The sequence below is a fragment of the Pseudomonas sp. NBRC 111123 genome (assembly GCF_001320205.1).
Taxonomy (GTDB): domain Bacteria; phylum Pseudomonadota; class Gammaproteobacteria; order Pseudomonadales; family Pseudomonadaceae; genus Aquipseudomonas; species Aquipseudomonas putida_J.
This window is the reverse complement of sequence record NZ_BCAZ01000005.1, coordinates 123,168-149,829: the sequence shown is the minus strand read 5'-3', so window position 1 is coordinate 149,829 and position 26,662 is coordinate 123,168. Positions and strand designations below refer to the sequence as shown.

The window sequence follows — 26,662 nt, the reverse complement described above, 5'->3', positions numbered from 1 at the left end:
TCAGTACTTGATGTCTCTGGCACGCTCGCGCCCTTGCTGTTTGGTATGGCGTTTGTCCTGGCGGCAACCGGCATTGCTCTTCTGGTCGGCGTGGCGGCAGTCCTGTTTGGTCTGGCGTGCACCCTGACGGGTTTCCTGGCGCACCTCCCGTGCTGCCTGGCGCCGTTCGGCGCGGTCGGTGACCGCTGCCCAGCCCTGTAACGTGGTGGCACACAACAGCACGGCCACGCAAAAACGACAAGCGCTTGAAGTTGCCATTACCAAGCCTCCTGCTGGGTTGGTTCATTGCCGAAAAATGCTCGGGGGTAATTAAGTAGAGCTCCGTTTCGCTTGGCGATCCAGATTTAAAGGGAGTAAGCCTGTTTGCCATTAGTGCGTTGTAATCCAATGTCCGAGCGTGGTTGAAAAGGGTGCCTTTGCTACCCTTATCGCACGGCAGCGACTGGCCGGTTGTGCAACTCACTCTTTCACGCGGTATGGCCAGATGAGGAACTGCGATGCGCATGCCATTGTTATGCGTCTTGTCGGTGGTGTTGTGCCTTGACGCTGCAGCCAGCATGGCGCTGGCCGAGGACCTGCCAGCACCCGACCCGGCGCCTGCCGAAGCCAGGCAGGCAGTGTTCAACCAGGAACAACTCGACCAGATGCTCGCGCCAATCGCCTTGTATCCCGACCCGCTGCTGGCCCAGGTGCTGATGGCGTCGACCTACCCAGGTGAGGTGACTGAGGCGGTGGCCTGGTCAAAGGCCAATCCCAAGGCCCAGGGCGATGATGCGGTCAAACAGGTGGCCAAGCAGACCTGGGACCCGAGCGTGCAGTCGTTGGTGGCGTTCCCGCAGGTGCTGGTGGTGCTCGGTCAGGACCCGGTCTGGGTCCAGCGGCTGGGCGACGCCTTCCTGGCGCAACCCGATGATGTGATGGCCAGTGTTCAGCGCCTGCGCCACCAGGCACAGACGGCTGGCAACCTGACCAGCAACCAGTACCAGAACGTCACGGTGCAGGCTGCGCCAGCAGCGGCGCCAGCCCCGGCCCCGGCCAGCTCGGGCGGGGCGCAGAGCGCGCCAGCCAGCAGTTCGTCGACCAGCACCATCATCATCCAGCCGGCCGACCCGCAGGTGGTGTACGTGCCCACCTACAACCCGACCACCACCTATGGCACCTGGGCCTATCCTGCCTCGCCGCCGGTGTACTACCCGCCGTCGCCGATGTACTACGCGGGCACCGCGCTGATGGCCGGGCTGGCGTTCGGCGCCGGCGTGGCGATCATCGATTCGGTGTGGGGTGATTGCGACTGGAACAACGGCGATGTCGATATCGACGTCAACCGCTACAACAACATCAACCGAAACAATCGCATCACCAACAACCAGAACAAGTGGCAGCACAACCCCGCGCACCGTGATGGCGTGCCCTACCGCGACAACCGCAGCCGCCAGCAATTCGGCCGCCAGCTTGACGGGGCCAACCAGCGCGCGGCGTTCCGCGGCGACGATGCCCAGCGTGCCCAGGCCCGCGATCGCGCCCGCAGCTCGATGGACCGCGCAGGCATCGAGCGCCCGGCTACCAGCAACCGCGAAGCGCGTGACAGTGCACGTCAGGCCCGCGCAGAAGGTGGCGTGGGCAACCGCATGCAAGGCGCCAACAACAACGCACGCCCTGCCGACCGCCGTGCAGAGCCACGCACGACGCGTGACAACACCCGCGATCACCAGCAGGCGCGCAACCAGATCAACCAGCGGCGCCAGGGTGAGGGCCAGGCCCGTCAGGCCGTACAGAACCGTACCGGCAACACGGCAGGCCGGGCGCGCAACAATGCCTTCGACGGTGTGCGCTCGCCGTCGCGAACCACGGCGCAGGCCAACCGCGGCCGTACCAGTCAGTCGTTCGCCCAGCGGCCCGGCGCCTCGCGGGCGGCCGGGCATCAGATTTCCCGCCCCAGTGCGCCGGCGCGTCGCGGTGGTGGAGGTGGCCGTCGATGAACAACAAGACAACCATTGCGGCGTTGCTGATGGGCCTGGGCATGGCCTTGACCAACCTGGCCGCCGCGCAGGAAGCATTCCCGACGCCGGAGCAGGCGGTCGAGTCGTTCGTCCAGGCGCTGGGTGTCGAGCACGCCGACGAAGCGCGCCTGGCGCAGTTGCTCGGTGACGACTGGCGCACCTACATTCCACGCGAAGGCGTGCAGCGCAGTGACGTCGATGCCTTCCTCGAGCAGTACAAGGCCGGGCATCAGATCGACAAGCAGGGCGACAGCAAGGCCATCCTGGCCGTGGGCCCCGAACACTGGACCTTGCCAATACCGCTGACCAAGGCCGCCAACGGCTGGCGCTTCGACCTCAAGGCCGGCAGCGCCGAAATCCGCGCCCGACGCATCGGCCGTAACGAGCTGGCCGCCCTGCAGTCGGTGCTCGCCTATCACGACGCGCAGATGGACTACGCCTCGCAGGACCGCAACGGCAACGGCGCGCTGGAATATGCCCAGCAGATCTTCAGCACCCCCGGCAAGCACGACGGCCTGTTCTGGGAGGACGAAGAGGGCGGTGAGATCAGCCCGCTGGGGCCGCTGTTCGGCAAGGACGTGGTGGGGGATGCCTGGTACGGCTACCACTTCCGCATCCTGGATGCCCAGGGCCCGTCAGCACCGGGCGGCGCCTACAGTTACCTGATCGGCAACCAGATGAGCCGCGGTTTCGCCCTGGTCGCCTGGCCGGCGAAGTATGACGATACCGGGGTGATGAGCTTCATGATCAGCCACGACGGGCAGGTGTTCGAGAAAGACCTGGGGCCGCAGGGCGACAAGATTGCCAAAGCCATGAAGCGCTTCGACCCGGACGACAGCTGGAAGGAGGTAGACGTCAACGCCAGCGAATGAGGGGCGGGGCAGCCCACCCGCAGCGCCGGATTGGGTTGAAACTACCCAGTGCTGTTCCGCTTTGGTGCGCGCCTGCATCAAAACAGGTCTTGAAGCACAGGTTTACATCGTTTGATGGGTCTATTGGTGTGCAGACTGAACAGGAATGGTTGTGCCGATTGCCCGCAAATTTACCGGTTACAGCGATTGGCAAAAGCGGCCCGCATATTGCTCCCTGCTGTCGCAACGACAACCCGGAGCACCGTGCCATGAGCTCACCGACCGAATTCCCGCTATGCGAAGCCCCAGTGTCATCACGCAAGGGGCTGCTGCCCATCGCGATGGTGCTGTTCAGCTTTACCTTCTTCACCGGCACCATGTTTGCCGGCGGCAAGCTGGGCATGGCCTTCAACTTCGTCGACATGTTGTGGGTGGCGGCCATCGGCAATACGCTGCTGGCGCTGTATGCCGCGGCCTTGGCCTTCATCGCCTCGCGCAGCGGGTTGAATACCGTGTTGATGGGGCGCTTCTGTTTCGGCGAGGCGGGCAGCCGGCTTTCCGACTTCATCCTGGGTTTCGCCGAGCTGGGCTGGTACGCCTGGGGTACCGCGACCGTGGCGATCGTGCTGGTCAAGCTGCTGGGCCTGGCGGGTGGCTTTACGGTGCCGCTCATGGTGCTGTTCGGCCTGGGCTTCAGCATCACCGCGATCATCGGTTTCAAGGGGCTGGATCTGCTGTCGCGGGTGTCGGTGCCGCTGATGTTCGCGCTGCTGCTGGTATCGATGTACATCGCCACTGGCGATGCCGGTGGCTTTGCCGGCCTGGCAGCGGTGGTTCCGCATGAAACCATGACCTTCTCGGCAGCGGTGACCATGGTCTTCGGCACCTTCGCCAGCGGCGCCACCCAGGCGACCAACTGGACCCGGCTGTCGCGCAGCGGGCGGGTGGCGGTAGTGGCCAGCGTCGTCGCTTTCTTGCTAGGCAACGGCCTGATGGTGGTGGCCGGGGCCTGGTGCGCGATGGTCTATCAGCAGGCCGACATCGTTGAAGTGATGATGCTGCAAGGGCTGTCGTTTGCGGCGGTGGTGATGCTCTGCCTGAACCTCTGGACCATCCAGGGGCCGACCATCTACAACGTGTCGGCAGCCGCCTGCCACTTGCTGCGCAGCGAACGTCGTCGCACCGCCACGCTGGTCGCGGCAGCGGTGGGCATCGTGCTGGCGATCGGCGGCATGTATGAAATGCTGATTCCGTTCCTGGTGCTGCTGGGCTCGATCATTCCGCCGGTGGGCGGGGTGATCATGGCCGATTTCTGGTACCGCCACCGTGGCAAGTACCCGGCGCTGGCATCGGTGCAGCTGCCGCGCTACAACTTCATGGGGCTTGGGGCCTACGCGTTGGGTGCAGTACTGGCCTACGCCTCGCCGTGGGTCGCGCCGCTGGTAGGCATTGGCGCCTCGGCCCTGTGCTACATCATCATGCTTGAGCTGCGTGGCCGGGGCCGGGCCTTGGGCCAGGCGGGCACCGAGCCGTGAGCCTGGCGCTGGAGGAGATATTGCACCTGCCGGGCCTGCAGGAAATGACCGTGCGTGCCGGCGCGCGCAACCTGCAGCGGCGGGTGCGCTGGCCGTACGTAGCAGAAAACGAAGGTATCGCCGAGTGGGTGATGGGTGGCGAGCTGGTGTTCGTCACCGGGATCAACCACCCGCGTGGCGAGGCCAACTTGCTGAGCCTGGTCGAAGACGGCGAGGCGGTGGGGATTGCCGGGATGGTGATTCTTACTGGCGGCACCTTCATCCAGGGCATTCCGCCCGCAGTGGTCGCCCGCGCCGAGCAACTGGGCCTGCCGTTGATCGAGCAGCCCTATGCCCTGAAGATGGTGGTGGTCACCCACCTGATCGGCACCGCCCTTGTACAGATGAACCAGGTGCGCCGGTCACGCAGCGACATCCTCGGCCAGTTGCTCAGCGGCGACTATCCAAGCCTGGCCATCGCCCGCCAGCGCGCAGCGCACCTGGAATTGGCACTGGATGAGCCGCGTCGCGTGGTGGCGCTGCGCTTGCTGCACGTCGAGCAGTTGTTCGAGCGCCATGGCCTGGCCCAGGGCGAACGCCTTTGGCAAGCTATCCGGCAGGCGCTGGAGGACCAGCTCGAAGCCTGGTGCCGTGAGCGGCCGGGGACGGTGACGGCGCAGTTGCCGGGCGACCTGCAGGTGCTGCTGCTGGCTGATGCCGCCGACCTGCCGGCAACCCTGGCGGCGCTGCATCGGCAGTTGAGCGCGGTGGTCGGGGAGCTGGCCCTGTACATGGGGCTGTCGAGCCTGGCCGGCGATTGTGCGCACTACCGGCAAGCCCTTAGCCAGGCGCGCCAGGCCTTGGAAGTGGCGCAGCATCTGCACCCGGCCAACGGCTTTTGCGACTTCAGCGAACTGGGGGTGTTGCGCCTGCTGCAAGGTATCGTTGACCGCACGCTGATCGACGACTTCGTTGCCCAGACCCTCGGCCCGCTGATCACCCCCGGGCGCAAACAGCCGCATGTGTTGGTGCACACCCTCGACGCCCTGCTCAAGGAAAACGGCAACGGGCTCAAGGCAGCCCAGCGCCTGGGCCTGCATCGCAACACCATCAACCAACGTATTCAACGCATCGAACAACTGAGTGGGCAGTCCCTCGACGATCCGCTGTTTCGCATGAACGCTTCCGTCGCCATGCTGGTATGGCGCATGAACGAAGACCAAGGTAAGGAGTAACGCCATGAACATCATCAACGCCCGCCTGCGTGGCAAAAGCGGCCTGTTCCGCATCGAGCTGGAAGGCGAGCGCATCGCTGCCATCACGGCACAGGCCGACGTGGCCGCCCCGGGCCACCCGAATGACCTGGATGCCCAGCAGAACCTGGTGGTGGCGCCCTTCGTCGAGCCACACATCCACCTGGACGCCACCCTCACGGCGGGCGAGCCGAAGTGGAACATGAGCGGCACCTTGTTCGAAGGCATCGAACGCTGGGCCGAGCGCAAGGAAATCACCACCCACGACGACATCAAGACCCGCGCCACCAAGACCATCGGCATGCTGGTCGACCATGGCATCCAGCACGTACGCACCCATGTCGACGTCACCGACCCTAAGCTCACCGCGCTCAAGGCCATGGTCGAAGTGCGTGAGGAGGTGCGCCACCTGGTCGACCTGCAGATCGTCGCCTTCCCCCAGGAAGGCATCGAGTCCTACGCCAATGGGCGGGCACTGATGAGCGAAGCGGTGGCCATGGGCGCCGATGTGGTTGGCGGCATCCCGCATTTTGAAAACACCCGCGACCAGGGCGTGTCGTCGATCAAGTTTCTGATGGACCTTGCCGAGCGCACCGGCTGCCTGGTGGACGTGCATTGCGATGAAACCGACGACCCGCAGTCGCGCTTCCTCGAAGTGCTGGCCGAAGAGGCGCGGGTGCGAGGCATGGGCGCGCGGGTCACGGCCAGCCACACCGTGGCCATGGGGTCCTACGACAACGCCTACTGCTACAAGCTGTTCCGCCTGCTGAAGATGTCGGGAATCAACTTCGTCTCGTGTCCCACCGAAAGCATCCACCTGCAAGGGCGCTACGACGGTTATCCCAAGCGCCGCGGCTTGACCCGTGTGGCCGAGATCGACCGCGCCGGGATGAACGTGTGCTTTGGCCAGGATTCCATCGTCGACCCGTGGTACCCGCTGGGCAACGGCAACATCCTGCGCATTCTCGAGGCTGGGCTGCATATCTGCCACATGCTCGGCTACGAAGACCTGCAACGCAGCCTGGACCTGATCACCGACAACAGCGCCCGCACCCTCAACCTCGGCGAGCGCTATGGCATCGAGGTCGGGCGGCCGGCCAACCTGCTGCTGCTGTCGGCGCCGGATGACTACGAAATGGTCCGCAGCCAGGGCCATGCGCTGGTGTCGGTGCGCAACGGCAAGGTGCTGATGCGGCGTACGCCGGCGCAGGTCGAGCGCTTTGCCTGACAACGCAGGCAAGTGGTAACGAAACCCGCGCGTCATGGCGCGCGGGTCTTGTCCAGACGTATTGCTGAAACACAGCCGTACGCCAGGCTCATTGATAGCAAGCTAAGCGATTGTTAAGGTCGCCCCTCCCAAGAACAATCATCAGCGTCGGCGTGAATCTACTGCCGAGCGACCTGCCTGGATCCCCGAATATGCCTGCTAGATCTTCTTTACCTTTGAACGCGCTGTGCCTGGCCATGCTGTCGCTGGCCGGCACTGCGCAAGCGCAAGACAACCCACTCGAGGAACAAGCGTTTGCCCGCGCCGCACAGGTCGAGCCGCAGATGATCGCCTGGCGCCGTGACATCCATCAGCACCCGGAGCTCGGCGAGCAGGAAACCCGCACCGCCAAGCTGGTCGCCGAGCACTTGAAGAAGCTGGGCATGGACGTGCACACCGGCGTCGGCCGCACGGGCGTGGTCGGCATTCTGCAAGGCGGCAAGCCAGGCGCGACCGTGGCGCTGCGGGCCGACATGGACGCCTTGCCAGTCAAGGAACCTGCCGGGCTGCCCTTTGCCTCGACCGCACGGGGCACCTATCACGGCCAGCAGGTGGATGTGATGCACGCCTGTGGCCACGACACCCACACCGCCATGCTGATGGCCACTGCCCAGGTGCTGGCTGGCATGCGCGACAGCCTGCCGGGCAAGGTGATGTTCATCTTCCAGCCGGCGGAAGAAGGCTCCAGCCTGGTCAAGGGCGGGGAAGGGCGCCGCTGGGGCGCGCAGTTGATGCTGCAGGAAGGGCTGTTCGACAAGCTCAAGCCCGATGCGGTGTTCGCCGTGCACGTGATGCCTGGGCCTTCGGGGCAGCTGAGCTGGCGCTCCGGGGCCACCACGGCCAGCAGTGACGACCTCGCCATTCAAGTTATCGGCAAGCAGGGCCATGGTGGCATGCCCTGGAACACCGTCGACCCGGTGGTGACTGCGGCGCAGGTGATCACCGGTTTGCAGACCGTGGTCAGCCGCCGCACCAACCTGACCCAGTCGCCGGCGGTGGTGACCGTGGGCATGCTGCAGGGCGGCAGTGCGCCGAACATCGTGCCGGAAAGCGTCGACATGGCGGGCACCATCCGCACCTACGACCCTAACGTGCGCGCGCAGGTGGCCGCTGATGTGAAGCTGACCTCCGAGAAAATCGCCGAGAGCGCCGGGGCCACGGCCAAGGTGTCGATCGTGCCGGCCTACGATGTGACGATGAACGACGCGCAACTGGCCGCACGCATGGCGCCGGTGCTCGGCCGCGCGGCCCATGGCAAGGTCGCGACATCGCCGCTGGTAGGGGCGTCGGAGGACTTCTCGTTCTTTGCCGGGCAGGTGCCGGCGTTGTACTTCTACCTCGGGGTCACGCCGCAAGGGCAGGACCCGGCCAAGGCCGCGCCCAACCACAACCCGCGCTTCTTCGTGGATGAAAGCGCGCTGATCGTGGGCGCGCGGGCGTTGTCGGGCGTGACCGTGGACTTCCTGACGCAGCAGGCTGGCAAGCAGTAGTTGACGAAGGCTACGGCCAGCCGCTGAGGCTCATCAGAAGCCTTCCAGCACGATCTTGCCGCGCGCCTTGCCACTTTCGATCATGGCGTGGGCGCGCTTGAGGTGCTCGGCGTTGATGGTGCCGTAATGCTCGCCCAGGGTCGTCTTCAGCACGCCCTCATCAACCAGCTGCGCCACGCGGTCGAGCAGTTGGTGTTGCTTGATCATGTCCTCGGTCTTGTACAGCGAACGGGTGAACATGAGCTCCCAGTGCAGCGAAAGCGACTTGCGCTTGAGCGGCATGACATCCAGCTGCGCCGGGTCGTCGATCAATGCCAGCTTGCCTTGTGGGCGCAGTACTTCCACCAGCTGTGCCAGGTAGCTGTCGGTGTGGGTCAGGCTGATCACGTAGTCGACCGAATCCAGCTTGAGCGCTTGCAGCTGAAGCGGGAGCGATTCGGTGTGGTCGATGACGTGGTGGGCACCCAGTTGCCGGACCCAGGCCTGGGTTTCGGGGCGCGAGGCGGTACCGATGACTGTCAGCTGGGTCAGCTTGCTGGCGAGCTGGACCAGGATCGAGCCCACGCCGCCGGCGGCACCGACCACCAGCAGGCGCTGGCCCTGGCCGCCGTTTTCTTCGATGCCCAGGCGGTCGAACAGCAGTTCCCAGGCGGTGATGGACGTGAGTGGCAGGGCGGCGGCGCTGGCGTTGTCCAGGCTGCGTGGCTTGTGCCCGACGATGCGCTCGTCCACCACGTGGAACTCGCTGTAGCTGCCGGGGCGGTCGATGGCCCCGGCGTAGAACACTTCATCACCGGGACCGAACAACGTCACCTGGTCGCCAACCTCGCGCACGATACCGACGGCGTCCCAACCCAGCACCTGGGGTTGCTCACCCCCGCGGCTGGCGCGGATCTTGGTGTCGACCGGGTTGACGGCGATGGCCTTGACTTCGACCAGCAGGTCCCGCGGGCCAGGTTTCGGCTTGGGCAGTTCTGCGTTGTACAGCGACTGTGGGTCGTGGATCGGCAAACCGGGTTGGGTGTAAACGACAGCCTTCATTGGCGCTACCTCTTGGGCATTCGGAAAGTGGGTTCAGGCTATTCCTTTCGTTTCAAACGATAAACAGCCAAAATGGCGCAACACTTTCACTGCAGCAGTGAAAAAGCCATGAACCGCCGCTTCATGGCTCAGTTCCTCGGGTGCTGATCAGCTTGCGCTGTAGCGCGGTGCGAGCTGGTTGCTGGACAACTGGCCGAACAGCGCCTGCCGGCTGGCCTGGTAGTGGTCGAAGGCCTGCAGGTCGTGCACCGACGGCAGCGAGATCAGCACACCGTTGTCGAAGTCCTGCAGTGCGCCGTCCACCAAGTCCTGGGCGGACATCACGATGCCGGGGTCGAGGTTCTCCACTGGCAAGCCGCCGATCTGCCAGAAGTCGGTGGCAGTGGCACCGGGTAATACCGCCTGGACCTGCACGCCTTGCTCTGCCAGCTCCTTGTTCAGTGACTGGGTAAACGCCGTGACATAGGCCTTGCTGGCACCGTACACGCCGTTGAGCAGTTCCGGCGCCAGGCTGACGACGGACGAAATGTTGATCACCGCCCCCTGCCGACGAGCGACGAAACCAGGCACTGCCGCGTAGGTGAGGCGGGTGAGGGCTGTGACGTTGAGGCTGATCATCTCGGCCATGCGCTCGACGTCGCTCTCCAGCAGGGGGGTGTGGGTACCGATGCCGGCGTTGTTCACCAGCAGGCTGATGCTGGCGTCCTCGCGCAGCTTGCGCTCCACCTTGGCCAGGTCCTCGGCATTGCCCAGGTCGGCCGGGAACACTTCGACGTTCTGCCGGGTTTGGCTGGTGAGCCGGCCGGCGAGCGCGTTCAGGCGTTCCCGGTTGCGAGCCACCAGCACCAGGTCATAGCCGCGGCGGGCCAGGCGCTCTGCGTAGATCGCTCCAATACCGCTTGAAGCGCCTGTGATGAGCGCGGTGCCTTTGAATTGCTGCGTCATGGTGATGCTCCGTTGCTTGGGTGTGGAGCCATGATGCAGAAAGTGTTTTGTGGCTTAAATGACGTATATGGTAAGTTTTCAGGACAACAGGCGCAGGAGGTTCACGATGCATCGTGTCGGCTATCTGATTACTGAAGGCTTCCAGATCATGTCCCTGGCGACGCAGACGGTGTTCGAATTCGCCAACATCTCGGCGGGCGAAACGGTGTACAGGGTCCAGAACTTCTCCATCGAGGGCGGTATGGTGCGCTCCTCCCTGGGCATGCATATCGAGACGCTGCCACTGGGCGCGCCCGGCCTTGCGGACACCTGGATGGTCACCGGCACGCTGACGCCACTGACACCACCCAATGACGCAGTGCTGGCCAGCGTGCGCGGTTTCGTTGATGGCGCACGCCGGACCGCTGGCCTGTGCACCGGCGGCTTCGTGCTGGCCCAGGCCGGCGTGCTGGATGGCCGGCGCGCCACCACTCACTGGGCTTACGCCCCGAAGCTGCGCGAGCTGTTCCCTCAGGTGCAAGTGGAGGAAGACCGGATATTCATCGTCGATGGCTCGATCTGGACTTCCGCCGGCATGACCGCTGCCCTGGACATGGCCCTGGGCATGGTGGAAAAGGACCTGGGCGCCGAACTGGCCAGGTCAGTGGCGCACAGGATGGTCATGCACCAGCGCCGCTCCGGTGGGCAATCCCAGCATTCCGAGTTGCTGTCGCTGTCGCCCAAGTCGGACCGTATCCAGCACGCGCTGGATTACGCCCGCCAGCACCTGAGCCGGCCGCTGAGCGTGGAGGAGCTTGCCGACGTGGTGCACCTGAGCCCTCGGCAATTCACCCGTGTATTTACCGCAGAAACCGGCCAATCACCCGCCAAGGCGGTGGAAAGCCTGCGCCTGGAGGCTGCCCGGGTGATGATCGAGCAGAGCCGGCACAGCCTCGACACAGTGGCCCGGGAGACTGGCTTTCGCGACCGGCGGCATATGCGCGAGGTGTTCATGCGTGGGTTTGGTGTGCCACCGCAGGCGGTGCGCAGGGACGCACGACGCGTAGTGGCTGGCTGAAGCGCCGGCTGTAAGCGAGATGCCGGGGCTGCAAGTCAGCTGCAGGCGCCCAATCGCTGCCAGGCCTGCGGCGACATGCCCTCCGCTTTCGCGAAGGTTCTACAAAAGTGGGACTGGTCGCAGAAACCGCAATCCAGTGCGATCTCAGCCAGCAACTTCTTGCTTCGCTTTAGCCGTTGCTCACGCATCCACTGCTGCAGGGGCACTTGCTCGGTTTCTTTGAACATGCGCGTGAAATGGCTGCGTGACAGCGCGCGTGCCTGGGCGAGCTCGGTAACGGTGATGCCGGTGTCCAGGTGACCCAGCATCAACGGCTTGGCAATCTTGAGCTGCCAAGGTTTCAGCCGCCCGGTCGTTTTTAGTGCGACAGTTGCCAGCACAGTGCAGTGGTCACTGTTCATACAAATCCATTTATCCATGAAGTGGGCACACACCGCCGTCCACTGCAGCCGGGTTACCCACCAGCGGGTCAGTGAGCAGCCCCTGGGCGCAGGGGCTGACAAGGGTCAGGCAGAGGCAGCAACCGGGGGCCCGGCGCGAAGCACGGGCGGGGCAGGGCGAACTCGCCTAGCGCTCCAGCAACTGCCCCACCAGCCATTGCCCGGCGGGCCCCAGCGCCCGCTGGCGCGACCAGGCCACATCCATGGCCACCCGCCGCGGGTAGCCGGCCATGGGCAACTCCACCAGGCCACTGCCGAAACGCGCCACCAGCGCCTTGGGCAGTTCGGCCCAGCCGAAGCCGCGCACGGCGAATTCGAGCAAGGTCAGGTAGTCCGGTGCCGACCAGGCCTGGCCGTGGCCGTGGGGCAGGCTTGGGGCGTAGGTCTTGATGTACAGCTGGCGTTCGTGTTCCAGGTGTTCCGGCTGCAACGCCGGCAGCTTCGCCAACGGGTGTTCGCGGCTGGCATAGAGGCAGAATTCTGCCTGCTCGGGCAGGCGTGCCACGCTGACGTCCGCCGGGTAACTGCCCTGCGCCGCGAGGATGCCGATGTGCGCCAGGCCTTGCTGCACCAGGTCGATCACGTCGGCGTCTTCGGAGGGGCCGCAGCGCAGTTCGGTGTGTGGGTAATGCTCGGCGAAACGGCCCATCGCCGCGCCCTGGAAGGTCACGCTGTAACTGTCGGACATCACCACTGACACCAGCGGTTCGACCTGGTCAGCCAGGCGCACGGCCAATGCATCCAGCCTGGCGCTGGCATCGAGGATCGCCTCGACGTGGTTCAGCACCTGATGGCCGGCCGCATTGAGCGTGGGGTGACGGCCGGCGCGGTCGAACAGCGGGCAGCCGATGTCGGCCTCGAAGTTGGCAATGGCGATGCTGATGGTCGACTGGCTCTTGCGCAGCTTGCGCGCGGCGGCGGAGAACGAACCGAGGGCGGCGGCTTCGACGAAGGCGACAAGAGCTTCGGGGGAGTAGCGCATGGGTATCGATTAAGGCTATGGAAGGTGTGCCAAGAGTATCGATCCCGCCAAAGTGGCAAGCAAGCATGAATCGTGGATGGCGGATTTCTGCACGGCGCAAGAGTTTGCTCTATGGGTTGCTGGTAGCGAAGGCTTGGCTGGTGGCGCACTCGACAAGCCAGTCGATCAAAACCTGTAACCTTTTGGGCATCGGATCGTGATGGGGGTAGACCAGGAAGTAACCGTAGTTGGAGGCATCCAGAAAGTCCCCGAACGGCAGCACCAGCTCACCTTGCGCAATACGCTCCGTGACCAGTTGTTCCCGGCCGATGGCAATGCCGGCGTGATTCAGCGCAGCGAGCGTGCAAAGGTCTGAACGGTCAAATGTGAGGAACCGGCGCGGGAGTTTGAGGCCGGCACCTGTGCTGTTGGCCCAGAGCTGCCATTCTGCATCGAATGCGGCGTTGTCCCAGGCCGCAACGTCATGCAATGCGGTGCACTGCTCCACCTGTCGCAGGTCACCTGCCAATGCATGGGTTTCTGCGTAACGGGGAGAGCACACTGGGGCGATCCGCTCGTTCATCAAGTGGATGCTCTGTAACCCGGGATGATGCCCATCCGAGTAACACAGGACCAGGTCGATCTTTCGTGTCCGGTAATCGATGCTCTCGTTACCGACCCTGATATCCAGCTGGATATCAGGGTAGCGGGCGCTGAACTGTGCCAGCCGCGGCACCAGCCAGCACTGTGCTACGGACGGGCGTACATACAAGGTCAGCTGGCCGGCGATCTCAGCGTGGGCACGCTCCTGCACGGCCTCGCTGAGTTCATCCATGGTCCGCTGCATGACCGTGAACAAGCGCTCACCGTCTTCGGTAAGGCGGACCTTGCGCGGCATGCGGTGAAACAGCTTGTATGCCAGCTCATCTTCCAGGCGGTTGATGCGATGGCTCACTGCACTGGCCGTCAGGCACAGCTCATCTGCTGCGCGAGAGAAGCTCAGGTGTCGTGCGGCCACCAGGAAAACATGCAGGCTGCCCAAGTGCGAGCCGTTGAGTTTCACCGTGGTACCGCTGCCTTGGCTGTTCATTGACCCATCCTTCTGCGCAGTTCATCTACTGCTGTTACACCGTAGCTGGAAGGCTTCGCCCTTTCGCCAGGTATGCGTTGAACTCATCGTCCGGCACCATGCTGCCACCTGTACCCCAGACGAGGTGGGTAGCCTGCTGCAGTTGGGCCGTAGAGTAGCCCAGGCGAGCCAGATAGTCGCTTGCCTGTAGCACCCGAGCCATCCCGGGTACGCCGGCCAGCGCAGAGGGCTCCAGCTTGACCTTGTCCTGTTCGAAGGCAACCACCATCAGGCGGTACAGCTCTTCGTCGGTCACGGTGTAGTAGCCGTCAATCAGCCGCTGCATGGCTTTGCCGACGAACCCGGACGGGCGTCCGACTGCCAGGCCGTCGGCGGCGGTGATGTTGTCGATACCGAAGTCTTGCACGCTGGTTTCGTCGTGCAGGCCGGTGTACACGCCCAGCAGCATGCAGGGCGAGTGGGTGGGCTCGGCGAAAACGCAGTGCACTGCATCACCGAAAACCAGCTTCAAGCCGAAGGCGACGCCGCCAGGGCCGCCGCCAACACCACAGGGCAGGTAGACAAACAGTGGATGATCGGCGTCCACCTTGATGCCGGCCTGGTCGAATTGCCGGGCCAGGCGCTCGGCGGCCACGGCATAGCCCAGAAAGAGTTGCGGGGAGTTCTCATCGTCAACGAAATAGCAGCTGGGGTCGGACGCTGCCTGCTGGCGGCCCTGCTCGACGGCAACGCTGTAGTCCGAGGCGTGTTCAACCACCGTTACGCCGTTGGCGCGCAGCTTGTCCTTTTTCCACTGCCTGGCGTCGGATGACATGTGCACGCTCACCTGGAAGCCCAGCTTCGCGCTCATGATGCCGATCGACAAGCCCAGGTTACCGGTCGAACCCACGGCGATCTTGTACTGGCTGAAGAACGCGCGCGCCTGCTCGCTGGCCAGTACGGCGTAATCATCGCAGGGCGTGATCAGGCCGGCTGCCAACGCCAGATCCTCGGCGTGCTTGAGCACCTCATGTATGCCGCCACGGGCCTTGATGGAGCCTGAAATGGGCAGGTCGCTGTCTGCCTTGAGCCACAGGCTACCAGCGTTCTGCAATGATCCTTCTTCGACAAGCAGCTGGCGAAGCTGCGGCAGTGGGGCGATATGGGACTCGATAACCCCGCCGCTGGCTGCCGTTTCGGGGAACACAGTGGCGAGGTAGGGCGCGAACCTCTGCAGCCGCTGGCTCGTGGCCTGCACATCTTCAGCGGTCAGGCCCACGTCGCTCAGTGCTGCTGACGCCTTGGCAATACCAGGGTTAAACCAGCTGGTTTCCTTCAGGGCGATCAGGTCGGCAATGATCGGGTGGCTTTGTTGCCAGGCTTGCAAGGTTTTTCCGTGAATCATGATTTCACCTGTAGCGCAGTCTTTGCACAGTAGATCAGACAATTTTCGAAAGCAGCAGGGTCAGGCACAAGGCGATCACCGAGGCCAGCACGGTAGCTGCGGTAAATTTCTTCAGCGCATCGCTCAGCGAAAGGCCGAGGTATTCCTTCACAACCCAGAACGCCGAATCGGTAATGTGCGTCCAGCCAATGGCCCCGGCACCGATGGCGATCACCAGGATTTCCCGGTTGTATTCGGGGTGTTGGCCTAGCATCGGCATTACCATGCCCGCTGCGCTGATCATGGCCACCGTGGCCGAACCGACCGCAAAGTGCATGATCCCGGCGATCAGCCAGGCGAGGATGATTGGGTTGAGCTGGGTCTGGTTGAGCACGTCAGCCAGTGCCTTGCCGATGCCGCTACCCACCAGCATGTCGTTGAAGGCGCCACCGGCACCGATGATCAGCAAGATGCCGGCCAGGGGCGGGAAGCAGCGCTGGGTCAGGTTGAGCAATTGCGCCATGTCCAGGCCGCGACGCAGGCCCAGCGCCCAGTAGGCGAACACCACCGACAGCGCCAGGGCGATCAGCGGGTTGCCAATAAAGGCCACCCATTCGTAGAGCGGGGTGCCTTTGGCCAGCACGGTGACTGCCAAGGTCTTCGCGACCATGAGCAGCAGCGGCAGCAGCACCGTGGCGAGCGTGATGCCGAAGGGTGGTAGCGGTTGGTCGTCGGCCTGGGCCTCGCTGCGTGCGGCAAGGAAGGCCTGTTGCGCGGGTGTCGCGTCGCGGTTGCAGGCAAAGCGTACCCAGATCGGGCCGGCGATGATGGCAGTGGGCAGACCAACGATCAGGCCGTAGAGGATGACAGTGCCGATATCGGCATTGAGCATGCCGGTAATTGCCGTGGCAGCCGGGTGCGGTGGCAGGATGCAGTGCACCACCATCAGCGAGGTAGCCAGCGGCACGCCGAGGTACAGCATGCTGATACGGGTTTGCCGGGCGACCACGTAAATCAGCGGAATCAGCAACACGAAGCCGACTTCAAAGAACACCGGGATGCCGGCAATGAAGCCCACCAGCATCATTGCCCATGACGCGTTGCGTTCGCCCAGCAGTTTCAATAGCGTGGTGGCGATGCGTTTGGCTCCGCCCGATTCTTCGAGCAGTTTGCCCAAGATGCTGCCCAGGCCGATGATGCCGGCGAGAAAGCCGAGCGTGCTGCCCATGCCCTTTTCGAAAGCAGCAACCATGGCCGTAGGCGGCATGCCGGTGCCGATGCCTACCACCAGGCTTGCAGCCAGCAGAGCGAGGAAGGGGTGGACCTTGAGCTTGCTGATCATCACCACGATCAGGAGTATCGCGGTGCCCAGGACGATTAACGAGAACGTTGGAGTCATCTTGTAGTTATCTCTGTCGCTGATCGCTTCCGTGCGAGCTTCTTGTTGGTTTCCAACCATTAGATTTCAGCGATTTGATCGACTCAAACGATCACTTTTCAAGGCATGAGTGAACCCATGTCACCCATGGCATTGGGTTGGCATTCAGAGTTGGGGGCGATTCAGTACGAGAATGCTGAAGATCGTCACCCTGGCGAAGAAGTCCGCCGGATTGTGGAACAGCACGTGCTCCACCTGAGATTCGCAGCATCGCTTGCTGTTCCGTGTCGAACCAGTTCCCTTGCCAGCTCGCCCGCGAGCAGGCTTCGGCGTTGATGGGCGATGGCCAAGGCCTTGATGGAGGGCGCAGAGATAGGCATGGGGGCTGCGAAAGGCCAGGTCTGAGAACGCATTACGGCTATCAGGTGTTCGTCGACAGTTGTGCAGTGCCTGTGAAATCGAGCGCCGCCCGCGCGGCGCATCGCGAATAAATTCGCTCCTACATTTGTTGCAACGTGGCCATGCCTGACAGGCCATGGTTTCCAGCCTGCCTGCAAGGCTCAGGGCATGCGCCGGGGCTGGCAACCATGGCATAACATGTTCGGTACGTTGCAACAAATGTAGGAGCGAATTTATTCGCGATGCGCCGCGCGGGCGGCGCTCGGTCTCACAGCCGCTGTCTATTTAACGTCGAACACCTTTAGGCCATCACGCCCTGAATCCGGCGATAACGACCCACCGCTGCACGTCACTGACTCAGCGGCACACCACTGAGCTTCTGCAGCGCGTCGAAGTCGATGTCTGCGCAGATCTCTATCACTTTCAGGCCATCGGCGGTCACTTCCAGCACGGCCAGGTCGGTGTAGATACGGCTGACGCAACCGATGCCGGTCAGCGGGTAGGTGCACTCGGGCACCAGCTTGCTTTCGCCAGACTTGGTCAGGTGGTCCATCATCACGAACACCTGGCGGGCGCCGGTGGCCAGGTCCATCGCACCGCCCACGGCGGGGATCGAACCTTCGGCGCCAGTGTGCCAGTTGGCCAGGTCGCCCTTGACCGACACCTGGAAGGCGCCCAGTACGGCGATGTCCAGGTGGCCGCCACGCATCATCGAGAACGAGTCGGCGTGGTGGAAGAAGGCACCCCCGGTAAGCAGGGTAACGTGCTGCTTGCCGGCGTTGATCAGGTCATCGTCTTCCTCGCCTGGGGCCGGGCTCGGGCCCATGCCCAGCAGGCCGTTTTCGCTGTGCAGGAACACTTCCTTGTCGCCCAGGTAGTTGGCCACCAGGGTCGGTGCGCCGATGCCCAGGTTGACGTATGCGCCTTCCTGGATGTCTGCGGCCACGCGCTGGGCCATCTCGGTGCGGGAAAGCTTTTTGGTGATGGTCATGGCAGGCCTCAGACAGCGTTGGCGATCGAAGAAGCGGCAGCGCCGGAGACGGCAACCACACGCTGGACGAAAATACCCGGGGTGATGATGTGTTCCGGGTCCAGTTCACCGAGCTCGACGATCTGGTCGACCTGGGCGATGGCGGTCTTGGCGGCCATGGCCATGATCGGCCCGAAGTTGCGGGCGGCCTTGCGGTAGGTCAGGTTGCCCCAGCGGTCGCCCTTGTGCGCCTTGATCAGCGCGAAGTCAGCGTGCAGCGGCATTTCCAGCACGTACTGGCGGCCGTCGATCTCACGGGTTTCCTTGCCCTCGGCCAGCAGCGTGCCGTAGCCGGTCGGCGAGAAGAATGCACCGATCCCTGAGCCCGCCGCGCGGATACGCTCGGCCAGGTTGCCCTGCGGCACGACTTCCAGTTCGATCTTGCCGGCCCGGTACAGTTCGTCGAAGACGTATGAGTCAGACTGGCGCGGGAAGGAGCAGATTACCTTGCGCACGCTGCCCGCCATCAGCAGAGCGGCCAGGCCGATCTCGCCGTTGCCGGCGTTGTTGCTGATGATGGTCAGGTCGCGGGCACCGGTGGCGATCAGGCCATCAATGAGTTCCGAAGGCATGCCGGCAGTGCCGAAACCGCCGACCATGATGGTCGAGCCGTCGGTAATCCCTTCCACCGCGCTGGCGATGGACTCAAACGTTTTATTGATCACAGCGAGCTCCTGGTTCTTCCTGGAGTATGGTTTGTCGACCTGGCCGCGTGCGGACGCGGTGGGGCCATTCAGCGCTTGGCGTTGTGTGCTGACTTGCCTATAGCGTGCCGCAAGACAGGGCAACAGTAGAGAGGGCGGAGTGGAATTTGTGCGATTACCGAACTGTTGTGCGATTTATGAGCGGCTCACGTCACCTGCGTTCACGCGGATGCAAACGACGGTCGTTCCGCGAACCATGCCACCGCCAGCGCCTTGAACGCCTCGGCTGAAGGCGTCAGCGGATAGCGCTGGTCATGCGCTAGCACGATGCTATGGGTTGGCAGTTTTCCCTCGGTCGGCCGGCAGACCAGCGCTTGGCCATCATCGCTACGGTCACCAAATGGGGGTATGGATCAGCGCCACGCCAAACCCGTTGGCGACGAGGCTGCGCTGCAACTCGAAGGTGCGCACACGGTGCACGACGGCAGGTGAAAGGTCGTAGAAGCTGAACAGATCCAGTATTCCCCGACCTGCTATGAAGGCCTACCCTGTGGGAGCCGCGCAAACAGCAGGCAAGGCTGCAACCTGGCTTTGCGCTGCGCGCGATGAAACGCGACCCGGTGACTAGTTCGCGGGCAAGAGGATCACGAAGTTCTTTTTCATGTCTTCCAGCACGGTCCATTTGCCCTTGGCGCCCGGCTCGATAATGAACGTGTCGCCAGTGGCCAGTGTGACGGGGGGGCAACCCTCAAGCTCGATGACGCAGGTTCCACTCAGGACATGGCAGAACTCCCAAACTGTGTAGTTGATGCGCCACGCTCCGGTGCTGGCTTCCCATTCTCCGGAAATACGACCTTGCTGTTCATCGTGGTAGTACTTGGACGTCAGCGTATGAGGGGTGCCTTCCAAGACCTCTTCAAAAAAGGGAAGGTCACGCACCGGTTGGATATCCAGTTCGCGGAACACGGTCAGTTTGTTGTTCATGGTTTTTTCTCGAGCACGTTTTAGATAGGGCGATACATCAAATAGGCTTCACCGGTTACGCCCAGCATCGGGTGCGGAACGATCTGGCAGGTTTTAACAATCTGAAAACCGTGGCGTTCGTAGAAGCGGCGTGCACCGTGGTTTTCTGCATAATCGATCAGGCATAGCCCATTCAGGCCAGCGTCCTCAGCACGTTGCTGGGCGTGGCGAAGAAACTGCATGCCCAACCCTTGGCTGCGCCAGGCTTCATCCAGGGCCAGGCTGGATAGGTACAAGGTGTCGGGTATTTCCATGTCGGAATAGGGCGCAAGGACAGGGTCTGTCTCGACAGGCCTGCCAGGGATCTCGTGCAAGGCATAGCTATGCATCATGCCGATGACGCGCCCTTCGAAAGTGGCCATCAGGCAGTTCTTGTAGGAGAAGTCGCCCTGTTCCCTGGCATAGCGAGAAGCACCGACACTCAGCAATGCTTCACCAGGTGCGGCAAGCTTGCTCCATATGTAATCGGCCATTCCCTCCGATGTCAGTTGAAAGAAGCGTGCAATATCGCGCGCGTCTGAGGCTTGCGCGGGTCTGAAGTCGATAGGCAAGTACAGTGCTCCCATGGCATCGGGTGATTAGTTTTCAAGGATTACGCCTTTGACAGGGGGGCAGGGTAGGCGGGTTCAGCGGTTGCCATCATGCTCTGGGCGAACACCGTCAGCACGGCCTGCGACGTTGCCCATGTTCAAAGGCATGTGGCCGTCTAATGGCTCAGGCCTGGGGAATCGATCATGCAATTGCTGGAGGTGGAGAGGCGAGAAGCGGGGGCGATGTTTACTTCCATGGCAGGGTGGCCGGAAACTGAGCAGGTCGTGTTGCACGAAATGGCAGCAACCGACCCATTGCAGTCGTTCGGCATGTGGCTAAAATCGAGCAAAAATAGACGGCCATCGATAAGTGAGATTTGATGTTTACCTGCCCATGCTGCGGATATGTAGTCTTCGAGGAACCCCCAGGGTCATACGAAATCTGCCCAATTTGTTTCTGGGAGGATGACGTCTTCCAACTCTACTACCCTCACCAGAAAGGTGGCCCGAATAGATGTAGTTTGATTGAGGCGCAGGTGAACTTCTTCCAATTCGGTGCCTGCGAGCGAGGCATGTCGAAGAATGTGCGAGTGGCTAGCCATGGCGATGTGCGGGATGGCGAGTGGTTCCCGCTCTGGGCTCGCCGAGTTGACATGCCAGACGCCAAGTCCGGCAACCAACATTCTCAACATATGCAATCAAAGTACGACCTCTACTATTGGCTGCGGACCTAGCGTAAGCGTCCGGCGAACTCACCTTGCGAACTCCAGCTTTTAGTGCGGTGGTGTCCGCGTATTCATAAATAGACACCATCGTCTATAAGGTTTGAAAGCAGCTAGATGAGCTTGCCAAGCATTTGAAATAACGAGAATTACAAAGTTATGCTCATGACGAGCCGCCACGGCCTTCAATCACCCAGCGAATCTACATGCAATAAAAGGCATTTTCCATCTCGCTTAACGACAATACTGATCGGTCTTGATGTTTCGCCCTCATCAAAAGAAATTTCCACTTTAAGGTGCTGATCGCCAAACGTCTTAAGTTCAGCGATAAGCTCCGCCACTGTCTTGCCTCGATTTTCCCAGTCTACTCTGTTGCTCATTCAATCACCGACACGATTCAAATTTTATCAAAAGTTCCGTCACGTCTTGACTTACGGCAAGCGTCAGGCGAACTCACCTTGCGTAAGTCAAGCCGGTACCCACTGGTGCGGCAGCAATTGCCCGATCTTTCTGGCCCGCTGTGTCGGCAACCGCGTCAGCACATCTTTTAGATAGGCATACGGATCATGACCATTTATACGCGCCGATTGGATCAGGCTCATTATTGCAGCCGCCCGTTTGCCACTGCGCAGCGACCCTGCAAACAACCAGTTCGAGCGTCCGAGTGCCCATGGCCGTATCTGGTTCTCCACCTGATTGTTGTCAATGGGCACAGCCCCATCGTCCAGGTAGCGCGTCAGCGCTACCCAGCGTTTCAGGCTGTAGTCGAGGGCTTTGGCCGTGGCTGATCCGTTGGGCACCAGGTCGCGCTGGGCCAACATCCACTCATGCAGTGTTTTACTGATCGGTACCGCCAACTCCTGACGTATTCGCCAACGGTCTTCGTTGCTCATGTCCCGAGCCTGGCGTTCAACCTCGTACAAACCGCCAATTGAGTGCAGCGCCTGTTCGGCCAGCTGGCTTTTGTTAGCGACATGCAGGTCGAAAAACTTGCGGCGGGCATGAGCCATGCAGCCGATTTCAGTGATGCCTTGTTCAAAACCAGCCTTGTATCCAGCGAAGTCGTCGCAGACCAGCTTGCCGTTCCAGTCGCCCAGGAAGTTGCGTGCATGTTCTCCGGCACGGCTTGGACTGAAGTCGTAAACCACCGCTGTGATCACCGAAAACGGCGTAGTGCTATAGGCCCAGACGTAGGCTCGGTGGGTTTTCTTATCGCCCGGCGCAAGCATTTGTACCGGTGTTTCATCGGCGTGAATTACGCTTTGGCTCAGCACAGCTTCACGCAGTGCATCGACCAGCGGCTGGAGCCGCACACCGGTTTGCCCGACCCACTGGGCTAAGGTCGAGCGAGCAATGGCCAGTCCGGCACGACCAAAGATTTTCTCCTGCCGATACAGCGGCAAGTGATCGGCAAATTTGGCCACGATCACGTGGGCCAGCAGGCCTGCGGTCGGGATACCTTTGTCGATGACCTGCGCCGGCACCGGCGCCTGGATCAGTGTTTCGCAGTGACGGCAGGCCCATTTGCCACGCACATGTTGCTCGCCGGTAAAAACGCCCGGCGTGTAATCCAGCTTCTCGCTGACGTCTTCCCCAATACGCTGAAGTTGGCAGCCACAGGCGCATTGGGTGTTTTCTGGTTCGTGACAAATCACGGTGCGCGGAAACTGCGGCGGCAATGGCGCACGTTTGGGCGATTGCCGTGGCTCGGCCTGTGACGAAGCGGGAAGAAGCTGTTTCAGCTCTGCCTCGATAACTTCAAGGTCTGTATCGAGCAGGTCATCCAGCAAGCTGCCTTGTGCCGGGCTGATTTGCTCGCTGCGCTTGGCAAACTTGTGGCGTTTGAGAAGTGCAATTTCGAACTTGAACTGTTCGATGAGGATTTCATCGTTCTGGATCTTCCTGCTCATCGCCTCGACCTGAGACTGCAACTGCAACGCCTGTGCCGCCAAGGCACGAAGCTGTTCCGGAGTCATCTGGACGAGGTTGGGCGAGAAAGTCATGCCGCCGATTGTGCCAGAGCAGGGCCGAAACCACGACAAGCAGACCGGTCAAATGGCCGGTGATTACAGCATGCTGATCACGCCACCCGCGCCGACTCGCTGCCACGGCAAACCTAGTACCAACGCCTGGAGTTGCTCGCTGTCGAGTTCGACCTCACAGCCATGGCGAATGCCAGGCCAGTGAAACTTGCTTTGATTCAGACGCCGCGCTGCAAGCCAAACGCCCACACCGTCGTGCACCAGCACTTTCATCCGATTAGCCCGGCGATTGGCGAGCAGATAAGCGCAGTGCGGCTTCGCCGCACCGAACACCGCGATCACTCGGGCCAATGCCGTTTCGGTGCCGGCGCGCATGTCCATCGGTTCGGTGGCCAGCCAGATCGCATCGATGCGAATCATTGAGCGACAGCCCGGATAAATTGCGCGCAGCCCTCGGGATCCGAGGTTGGCCATTTCACCGTGATCACTTGCCCGGCCATGGGCAATTCGATGATCACTGACGTTTCAGTTGGCCGTTTAGGGGCAGCCTTCACTGGCACAAAGGCCGGTAGCGAAGTTGTCGCGCATTGGTCTCGATAGAGCGGCATCCATTTGCGGATGACGTTGGCGTTGATGCCGTGGCTAAGGGCGACACTGGACACGGTTGCCCCAGGGTGCAAGCACTCCTGAACGACTTGGGCCTTGAAGGGTTTCGGATAAGAGCTTCGTTGGCGCATGGAAATCCTGGCGATAAAGGCGATCGCGTCCGCTTAAAAATACGCGGACACCATCGCCCTTAATGCTGGAGTTTGAAAGGTGAGTTCGCCGGACGCTTACGACCTAGCAGCGTGAATTGGCGTAAAAAGTCCGCTATGGATCGAAAGCTGCCGTACGTGACAGGCCGCTATCGACCCAAAGCTGCCCTTCCCGAAAGGCGGCAACCGGCCAAAAGCGAACGACTAGAGTTGCCTACGAAACTGGGTTCGATTCAGTCGTTACGCTCGAAGGGTCAACGTAAGCGTCTGCCAAACCCACCTTCCTGATGCTTACGCTGAGGGCGATGAAGTCCATCTATTGAGGTGCCCTCTACTGTCGGGCAGACTCCGGTTGTTTCATTGGCCGATAACAGGAGTTTACGGATGCCATTTCCACTGACGGAGCATAATGCCTTGTTGGCCCTAAAGGGCGTAGGGCCGGCTGTTATCGCTCGCCTTGAGCAGATGGGCATTGACTCGCTAGCTGTGCTCAGCAAAGCGAATGCTTGTGACATTCTGGCTCAGGCGTCGGCAGCAGCGGGATCGAGTTGCTGGAAGAATAGCCCCCAAGCTCGGGCCGCCATTAACGCGGCCATCGAGCTTGCAAAGGACTCGCAGTTGGGCACACCTAGCGCGTAAAGCTGATCGCTTATTTCAATTGGTAAATCTGATTCGTGTCCATCAGCCAATCTCCGCTGAACGACTGGCTAGCCGAATTGGCGTTTCCGTTCGCTCAATCTATCGATACTGAATCGCCCCTGGTTTCCTAGATTCCTCCAGGTCTCATTAAAAGGCTTGGAGGTGTCCAGGGCACCAGGGGCGATTCACAACGCTTCATCTAATGGTCGCAGAGCGGACGCTGGGACAGTGGTGCTGGGATCACGTGTACTTGTCCATATTCCACTCCCCGCTCGACCATCAACTGGCGCGACAGCTCACTAATACGCCCACGTTCACCCTGTAACACCGAGACTTCCAGGCAATGCCCGGCATCCAGGTGTACGTGCAATGTCGAGCGTGTCAGGTCATGGTGGGCATGCAAGGTCTGGTTCAGGCGCTTGGGCAGCTCACGGGTGGTGTGGTCGTACAAATAGCTGACCACCGCCACGCACGGCGTATCGTCGGGCAACGCCTCGGCTTCTCGCAGGCCGCTGCGCAGCAGGTCGCGAATGGCCTCCGAGCGCCCTTGATAACCTTGCACTTCCACCCGCCGATCGATGAGATCCAGCAGTTCTTCATCCAGCGTGATGGTGATCCGTTGCATTTTGTAACTTCCAGTAAGATGATTTTACGTAGACATCATACCCACCGCTGATTAGCCTACGCCCTCCGTTGAAGTGGGGGACGCAGTGTGAAGCAGCAGCCAGGCAAACGAAAGCCCGCCTTGTGGGGCATCCTTTTCCTCGCGGCGAGCGCCTTCGCTGAAGCCGCCGACACCCAGGCCCCAGGTCCGACACTGGTGTACTCCTGGCCCGTCAACGCGGGCCCGCTTGACCCGCGTGGCTACTCGCCGAATCAGATGTACGCCCAGGCGATGGTGTACGAACCGCTGGTGCGCTACACCCACTCCGGTACTGTCGAGCCGTGGCTGGCCACCAGTTGGAAGGTTTCCGATGACGGCAAGACCTATACCTTTATCCTGCGCGACGGGGTGCGCTTCAGCGATGGCACTGCGTTCGATGCTGCGGCCGCCAAGGCCAACCTGGATGCGGTCCTGGCCAACAGCCAACGCCACCGCTGGATGGAGCTGGTCAGCACCCTAGACCACGTAGACGCTCCGGATCGCCTGACCTTGCGCCTGGTGCTCAAGCACCCTTATTACCCAACCCTGATGGAGCTGGCCCAGGTTCGCCCGCTGCGCTTCGGCGCGCCCGCTGCCAAGCCCGGGCAGCCCGTAGGTACCGGGCCATGGGTACGTGCCGAATCACGTCTGGGCGAGTTCGACCGCTTCGTGCGCAATCCGCTGTACTGGGGGCCGAAGCCAGCCTATGGCGAGGTCATGGTCAAGGTCATTCCCGACCCCAACAGTCGTGCCCTGGCTTTGCAGGCTGGCGAGGTCGAGCTGATCCAGGGCGCCGCCGGCGAGATCACTGCCGGCACCTTCGTACGCCTGCGCGACCAGGGCTACGCCACTGCGCTGTCGGCCCCCTTGGCCACGCGCACGCTGGCCATGAACACTGGCCGTGGTGCCACTCGTGACCTGGCGGTGCGCCAGGCGATCAACGAGGCGGTGGACAAGCAGGCGATCATCGACAAGATCCTCTACGGCCTGGAGCCAAAGGCTGACACACTGTTTGCTAGCAACATGCCGTACGCAGACATTGGCCTGAGGCCTTATCCGTACGATCCCGCTCAGGCGATGCAGGCACTGGAGACTGCGGGCTGGACACTCGCTCCCGGTGCGTCCGTGCGCAGCAAAAACGGTGAGCCGCTTTCGATCGAACTGGTGTTCCTCGGCACCAGCGCCCTGCAAAAAAGCCTGGCCGAAGTGCTGCAAGGCGAGCTAGCCAAGGTCGGTATCCATATCGAGCTGCGCGCCGTGGAAGAAGGCGCCTTGGTCCGCCGCCAGCGCGACGGTGACTTCGGCATGATCTTCGCCGACACCTGGGGCGCCCCTTACGACCCGCATTCGTTCGTCAGTTCCATGCGTTATGCCGGCCACGCCGACTACATGGCCCAGCGCGGCCTGGCGATCAAGGACGAACTCGATCAGCGCATCGGCCAGGTGCTGGCCAGCACCGACGAGAAAAAACGTGCCGATCAGTACCGTTTCATCCTCACCACCCTGCACGAACAGGCCGTGTACCTGCCGATCTCGCACCTTACCGCCATCAGCGTGCGGCGTGATTCGGTGGCCCACGTGCAGTTTGGAAGCACCCTTTTCGATGTGCCGTTCGAGGCCATGACACCGAAGCAGGAGCCCTGAC

At 62.1% G+C, this 26,662-nt stretch carries 28 protein-coding genes and 1 pseudogene; 11 read left to right on the top strand and 18 right to left on the bottom strand.

Annotated features, from left to right (window positions below; all coding sequences use genetic code 11):
* Positions 1 to 258, bottom strand: coding sequence for a hypothetical protein (locus APH27_RS04980; protein ID WP_060484165.1), 258 nt, complete (start codon positions 256 to 258; stop codon positions 1 to 3).
* Positions 259 to 497: 239 nt separating this feature from the next.
* On the opposite strand from APH27_RS04980, the gene APH27_RS04975 reads away from it, so the two are divergent.
* From APH27_RS04975 to APH27_RS04950, 6 genes are all read left to right on the top strand, one after another.
* Positions 498 to 1,979 carry a DUF3300 domain-containing protein gene (locus APH27_RS04975; RefSeq protein ID WP_060484164.1) on the top strand — a complete coding sequence of 494 codons (1,482 nt, stop codon included), beginning with the start codon at positions 498 to 500 and terminating at the stop codon, positions 1,977 to 1,979.
* On the top strand, positions 1,976 to 2,872 hold the full coding sequence (locus APH27_RS04970; protein ID WP_060484163.1) for a DUF2950 domain-containing protein: 897 nt from the start codon (positions 1,976 to 1,978) through the stop codon (positions 2,870 to 2,872). The genes APH27_RS04975 and APH27_RS04970 overlap by 4 nt, the downstream gene beginning before the upstream one ends.
* 248 nt (positions 2,873 to 3,120) lie before the next feature.
* Positions 3,121 to 4,386 (top strand): cytosine permease, encoded by a 1,266-nt coding sequence (gene codB, locus APH27_RS04965; RefSeq protein WP_060484162.1) that lies wholly within the window; start codon positions 3,121 to 3,123, stop codon positions 4,384 to 4,386.
* Positions 4,383 to 5,600 (top strand): PucR family transcriptional regulator, encoded by a 1,218-nt coding sequence (locus tag APH27_RS04960; protein WP_060484161.1) that lies wholly within the window; start codon positions 4,383 to 4,385, stop codon positions 5,598 to 5,600. The genes codB and APH27_RS04960 overlap by 4 nt, the downstream gene beginning before the upstream one ends.
* Before the next feature lie 4 nt (positions 5,601 to 5,604).
* Positions 5,605 to 6,846 carry a cytosine deaminase gene (gene codA, locus APH27_RS04955; RefSeq protein ID WP_060484160.1) on the top strand — a complete coding sequence of 414 codons (1,242 nt, stop codon included), beginning with the start codon at positions 5,605 to 5,607 and terminating at the stop codon, positions 6,844 to 6,846.
* Between the two features lie 191 nt (positions 6,847 to 7,037).
* A complete protein-coding gene (locus APH27_RS04950) occupies positions 7,038 to 8,375 on the top strand; it encodes an amidohydrolase (protein WP_060484159.1) in 1,338 nt (445 codons plus the stop codon).
* A gap of 33 nt (positions 8,376 to 8,408) precedes the next feature.
* Here the strand turns inward: APH27_RS04950 and APH27_RS04945 are convergent, their stop codons facing one another.
* Both APH27_RS04945 and APH27_RS04940 read right to left on the bottom strand, forming a co-directional pair.
* Complete coding sequence (locus APH27_RS04945) at positions 8,409 to 9,416, bottom strand: zinc-binding alcohol dehydrogenase family protein (RefSeq protein ID WP_060484158.1); 1,008 nt, start codon at positions 9,414 to 9,416, stop codon at positions 8,409 to 8,411.
* Positions 9,417 to 9,563: 147 nt separating this feature from the next.
* Entirely contained in the window at positions 9,564 to 10,361 is a 798-nt protein-coding gene (locus APH27_RS04940) for an SDR family oxidoreductase (RefSeq protein ID WP_027916923.1), read from the bottom strand.
* A gap of 106 nt (positions 10,362 to 10,467) precedes the next feature.
* Here APH27_RS04940 and APH27_RS04935 point away from each other — a divergent pair, with 106 nt between their 5' ends.
* The gene (locus tag APH27_RS04935) at positions 10,468 to 11,418 is read left to right on the top strand and encodes a GlxA family transcriptional regulator (RefSeq protein ID WP_060484157.1); all 951 of its coding nucleotides are present in this window, start codon (positions 10,468 to 10,470) and stop codon (positions 11,416 to 11,418) included.
* A gap of 35 nt (positions 11,419 to 11,453) precedes the next feature.
* On the opposite strand, the gene APH27_RS04930 is transcribed toward APH27_RS04935, so the two are convergent.
* From APH27_RS04930 to APH27_RS04890, 10 genes and pseudogenes are all read right to left on the bottom strand, one after another.
* Positions 11,454 to 11,819, bottom strand: a complete 366-nt coding sequence (locus tag APH27_RS04930) for an AraC family transcriptional regulator (protein WP_060484156.1) — start codon at positions 11,817 to 11,819, stop codon at positions 11,454 to 11,456.
* Positions 11,820 to 11,985: 166 nt separating this feature from the next.
* Positions 11,986 to 12,840 (bottom strand): LysR family transcriptional regulator, encoded by an 855-nt coding sequence (locus APH27_RS04925; RefSeq protein ID WP_027916920.1) that lies wholly within the window; start codon positions 12,838 to 12,840, stop codon positions 11,986 to 11,988.
* Between the two features lie 109 nt (positions 12,841 to 12,949).
* The gene (gene dsdC, locus APH27_RS04920; protein WP_060484155.1) at positions 12,950 to 13,909 is read right to left on the bottom strand and encodes a DNA-binding transcriptional regulator DsdC; all 960 of its coding nucleotides are present in this window, start codon (positions 13,907 to 13,909) and stop codon (positions 12,950 to 12,952) included.
* Positions 13,910 to 13,943: 34 nt separating this feature from the next.
* Positions 13,944 to 15,293, bottom strand: a complete 1,350-nt coding sequence (locus APH27_RS04915) for a D-serine ammonia-lyase (protein ID WP_060484154.1) — start codon at positions 15,291 to 15,293, stop codon at positions 13,944 to 13,946.
* Positions 15,294 to 15,327: 34 nt separating this feature from the next.
* Positions 15,328 to 16,671, bottom strand: coding sequence for a gluconate:H+ symporter (locus APH27_RS04910; RefSeq protein WP_060484153.1), 1,344 nt, complete (start codon positions 16,669 to 16,671; stop codon positions 15,328 to 15,330).
* Positions 16,672 to 17,398: 727 nt separating this feature from the next.
* Positions 17,399 to 18,040, bottom strand: a complete 642-nt coding sequence (locus APH27_RS04905; RefSeq protein ID WP_027916916.1) for a 3-oxoacid CoA-transferase subunit B — start codon at positions 18,038 to 18,040, stop codon at positions 17,399 to 17,401.
* An 8-nt stretch (positions 18,041 to 18,048) separates the two neighbouring features.
* The gene (locus tag APH27_RS04900; RefSeq protein ID WP_027916915.1) at positions 18,049 to 18,744 is read right to left on the bottom strand and encodes a 3-oxoacid CoA-transferase subunit A; all 696 of its coding nucleotides are present in this window, start codon (positions 18,742 to 18,744) and stop codon (positions 18,049 to 18,051) included.
* 200 nt (positions 18,745 to 18,944) lie between these two features.
* A pseudogene (locus APH27_RS26780) lies at positions 18,945 to 19,245 on the bottom strand (LysR substrate-binding domain-containing protein); the annotation flags it as partial.
* 102 nt (positions 19,246 to 19,347) lie between these two features.
* Positions 19,348 to 19,707, bottom strand: coding sequence for a cupin domain-containing protein (locus APH27_RS04895; protein WP_060484152.1), 360 nt, complete (start codon positions 19,705 to 19,707; stop codon positions 19,348 to 19,350).
* A 20-nt stretch (positions 19,708 to 19,727) separates the two neighbouring features.
* Positions 19,728 to 20,312 (bottom strand): GNAT family N-acetyltransferase, encoded by a 585-nt coding sequence (locus APH27_RS04890; protein WP_060484151.1) that lies wholly within the window; start codon positions 20,310 to 20,312, stop codon positions 19,728 to 19,730.
* A 344-nt stretch (positions 20,313 to 20,656) separates the two neighbouring features.
* Here APH27_RS04890 and APH27_RS25630 point away from each other — a divergent pair, with 344 nt between their 5' ends.
* Positions 20,657 to 21,010, top strand: a complete 354-nt coding sequence (locus tag APH27_RS25630; RefSeq protein WP_082434996.1) for a CPCC family cysteine-rich protein — start codon at positions 20,657 to 20,659, stop codon at positions 21,008 to 21,010.
* Positions 21,011 to 21,183: 173 nt separating this feature from the next.
* Here APH27_RS25630 and APH27_RS25625 read toward each other — a convergent pair whose 3' ends face one another.
* The 4 genes from APH27_RS25625 to APH27_RS04870 form a co-directional block, all read right to left on the bottom strand.
* Positions 21,184 to 21,378, bottom strand: coding sequence for a hypothetical protein (locus APH27_RS25625; protein WP_082434994.1), 195 nt, complete (start codon positions 21,376 to 21,378; stop codon positions 21,184 to 21,186).
* 87 nt (positions 21,379 to 21,465) lie between these two features.
* Positions 21,466 to 23,001: an IS66 family transposase gene (locus APH27_RS04880; protein ID WP_060484149.1), complete on the bottom strand. Its 1,536-nt coding sequence runs from the start codon at positions 22,999 to 23,001 to the stop codon at positions 21,466 to 21,468.
* 63 nt (positions 23,002 to 23,064) lie between these two features.
* Positions 23,065 to 23,400 carry an IS66 family insertion sequence element accessory protein TnpB gene (gene tnpB, locus APH27_RS26775; protein ID WP_060484148.1) on the bottom strand — a complete coding sequence of 112 codons (336 nt, stop codon included), beginning with the start codon at positions 23,398 to 23,400 and terminating at the stop codon, positions 23,065 to 23,067.
* Entirely contained in the window at positions 23,397 to 23,717 is a 321-nt protein-coding gene (locus tag APH27_RS04870; RefSeq protein ID WP_060484147.1) for a transposase, read from the bottom strand. Before APH27_RS04870 ends, tnpB begins: the two co-directional genes overlap by 4 nt.
* A 402-nt stretch (positions 23,718 to 24,119) precedes the next feature.
* Here APH27_RS04870 and APH27_RS26770 point away from each other — a divergent pair, with 402 nt between their 5' ends.
* Positions 24,120 to 24,374 (top strand): hypothetical protein, encoded by a 255-nt coding sequence (locus APH27_RS26770; RefSeq protein ID WP_027916907.1) that lies wholly within the window; start codon positions 24,120 to 24,122, stop codon positions 24,372 to 24,374.
* Positions 24,337 to 24,486 carry an HTH domain-containing protein gene (locus APH27_RS26765; protein WP_256250549.1) on the top strand — a complete coding sequence of 50 codons (150 nt, stop codon included), beginning with the start codon at positions 24,337 to 24,339 and terminating at the stop codon, positions 24,484 to 24,486. The genes APH27_RS26770 and APH27_RS26765 overlap by 38 nt, the downstream gene beginning before the upstream one ends.
* Positions 24,487 to 24,573: 87 nt before the next feature.
* Here APH27_RS26765 and nikR read toward each other — a convergent pair whose 3' ends face one another.
* Complete coding sequence (gene nikR, locus APH27_RS04860) at positions 24,574 to 24,999, bottom strand: nickel-responsive transcriptional regulator NikR (protein ID WP_027916906.1); 426 nt, start codon at positions 24,997 to 24,999, stop codon at positions 24,574 to 24,576.
* 87 nt (positions 25,000 to 25,086) lie between these two features.
* Between nikR and nikA the strand changes: the two genes are divergently transcribed.
* A complete protein-coding gene (gene nikA / locus APH27_RS04855) occupies positions 25,087 to 26,661 on the top strand; it encodes a nickel ABC transporter substrate-binding protein (RefSeq protein WP_060484146.1) in 1,575 nt (524 codons plus the stop codon).
* Position 26,662 lies beyond the last annotated feature (1 nt).

Bases quoted from the DNA above. Each gene is read 5' to 3' on its own strand.
- APH27_RS04915 (WP_060484154.1), bottom strand. From the start codon at position 15,293: ATGATTCACGGAAAAACCTTGCAAGCCTGGCAACAAAGCCACCCGATC.
- codB (WP_060484162.1), top strand. From the start codon at position 3,121: ATGAGCTCACCGACCGAATTCCCGCTATGCGAAGCCCCAGTGTCATCA.
- APH27_RS04980 (WP_060484165.1), bottom strand. From the start codon at position 258: ATGGCAACTTCAAGCGCTTGTCGTTTTTGCGTGGCCGTGCTGTTGTGT.
- APH27_RS04895 (WP_060484152.1), bottom strand. From the start codon at position 19,707: ATGAACAACAAACTGACCGTGTTCCGCGAACTGGATATCCAACCGGTG.
- APH27_RS25630 (WP_082434996.1), top strand. From the start codon at position 20,657: ATGTTTACCTGCCCATGCTGCGGATATGTAGTCTTCGAGGAACCCCCA.
- APH27_RS04890 (WP_060484151.1), bottom strand. From the start codon at position 20,312: ATGGGAGCACTGTACTTGCCTATCGACTTCAGACCCGCGCAAGCCTCA.
- APH27_RS04935 (WP_060484157.1), top strand. From the start codon at position 10,468: ATGCATCGTGTCGGCTATCTGATTACTGAAGGCTTCCAGATCATGTCC.
- APH27_RS04940 (WP_027916923.1), bottom strand. From the start codon at position 10,361: ATGACGCAGCAATTCAAAGGCACCGCGCTCATCACAGGCGCTTCAAGC.
- APH27_RS04925 (WP_027916920.1), bottom strand. From the start codon at position 12,840: ATGCGCTACTCCCCCGAAGCTCTTGTCGCCTTCGTCGAAGCCGCCGCC.
- APH27_RS04905 (WP_027916916.1), bottom strand. From the start codon at position 18,040: ATGACCATCACCAAAAAGCTTTCCCGCACCGAGATGGCCCAGCGCGTG.
- APH27_RS04975 (WP_060484164.1), top strand. From the start codon at position 498: ATGCGCATGCCATTGTTATGCGTCTTGTCGGTGGTGTTGTGCCTTGAC.
- APH27_RS04970 (WP_060484163.1), top strand. From the start codon at position 1,976: ATGAACAACAAGACAACCATTGCGGCGTTGCTGATGGGCCTGGGCATG.
- APH27_RS04870 (WP_060484147.1), bottom strand. From the start codon at position 23,717: ATGCGCCAACGAAGCTCTTATCCGAAACCCTTCAAGGCCCAAGTCGTT.
- codA (WP_060484160.1), top strand. From the start codon at position 5,605: ATGAACATCATCAACGCCCGCCTGCGTGGCAAAAGCGGCCTGTTCCGC.
- APH27_RS04930 (WP_060484156.1), bottom strand. From the start codon at position 11,819: ATGAACAGTGACCACTGCACTGTGCTGGCAACTGTCGCACTAAAAACG.
- nikR (WP_027916906.1), bottom strand. From the start codon at position 24,999: ATGCAACGGATCACCATCACGCTGGATGAAGAACTGCTGGATCTCATC.
- APH27_RS25625 (WP_082434994.1), bottom strand. From the start codon at position 21,378: ATGAGCAACAGAGTAGACTGGGAAAATCGAGGCAAGACAGTGGCGGAG.
- APH27_RS04880 (WP_060484149.1), bottom strand. From the start codon at position 23,001: ATGACTTTCTCGCCCAACCTCGTCCAGATGACTCCGGAACAGCTTCGT.
- APH27_RS26770 (WP_027916907.1), top strand. From the start codon at position 24,120: ATGCCATTTCCACTGACGGAGCATAATGCCTTGTTGGCCCTAAAGGGC.
- tnpB (WP_060484148.1), bottom strand. From the start codon at position 23,400: ATGATTCGCATCGATGCGATCTGGCTGGCCACCGAACCGATGGACATG.
- APH27_RS04910 (WP_060484153.1), bottom strand. From the start codon at position 16,671: ATGACTCCAACGTTCTCGTTAATCGTCCTGGGCACCGCGATACTCCTG.
- dsdC (WP_060484155.1), bottom strand. From the start codon at position 13,909: ATGAACAGCCAAGGCAGCGGTACCACGGTGAAACTCAACGGCTCGCAC.
- APH27_RS04950 (WP_060484159.1), top strand. From the start codon at position 7,038: ATGCCTGCTAGATCTTCTTTACCTTTGAACGCGCTGTGCCTGGCCATG.
- APH27_RS04945 (WP_060484158.1), bottom strand. From the start codon at position 9,416: ATGAAGGCTGTCGTTTACACCCAACCCGGTTTGCCGATCCACGACCCA.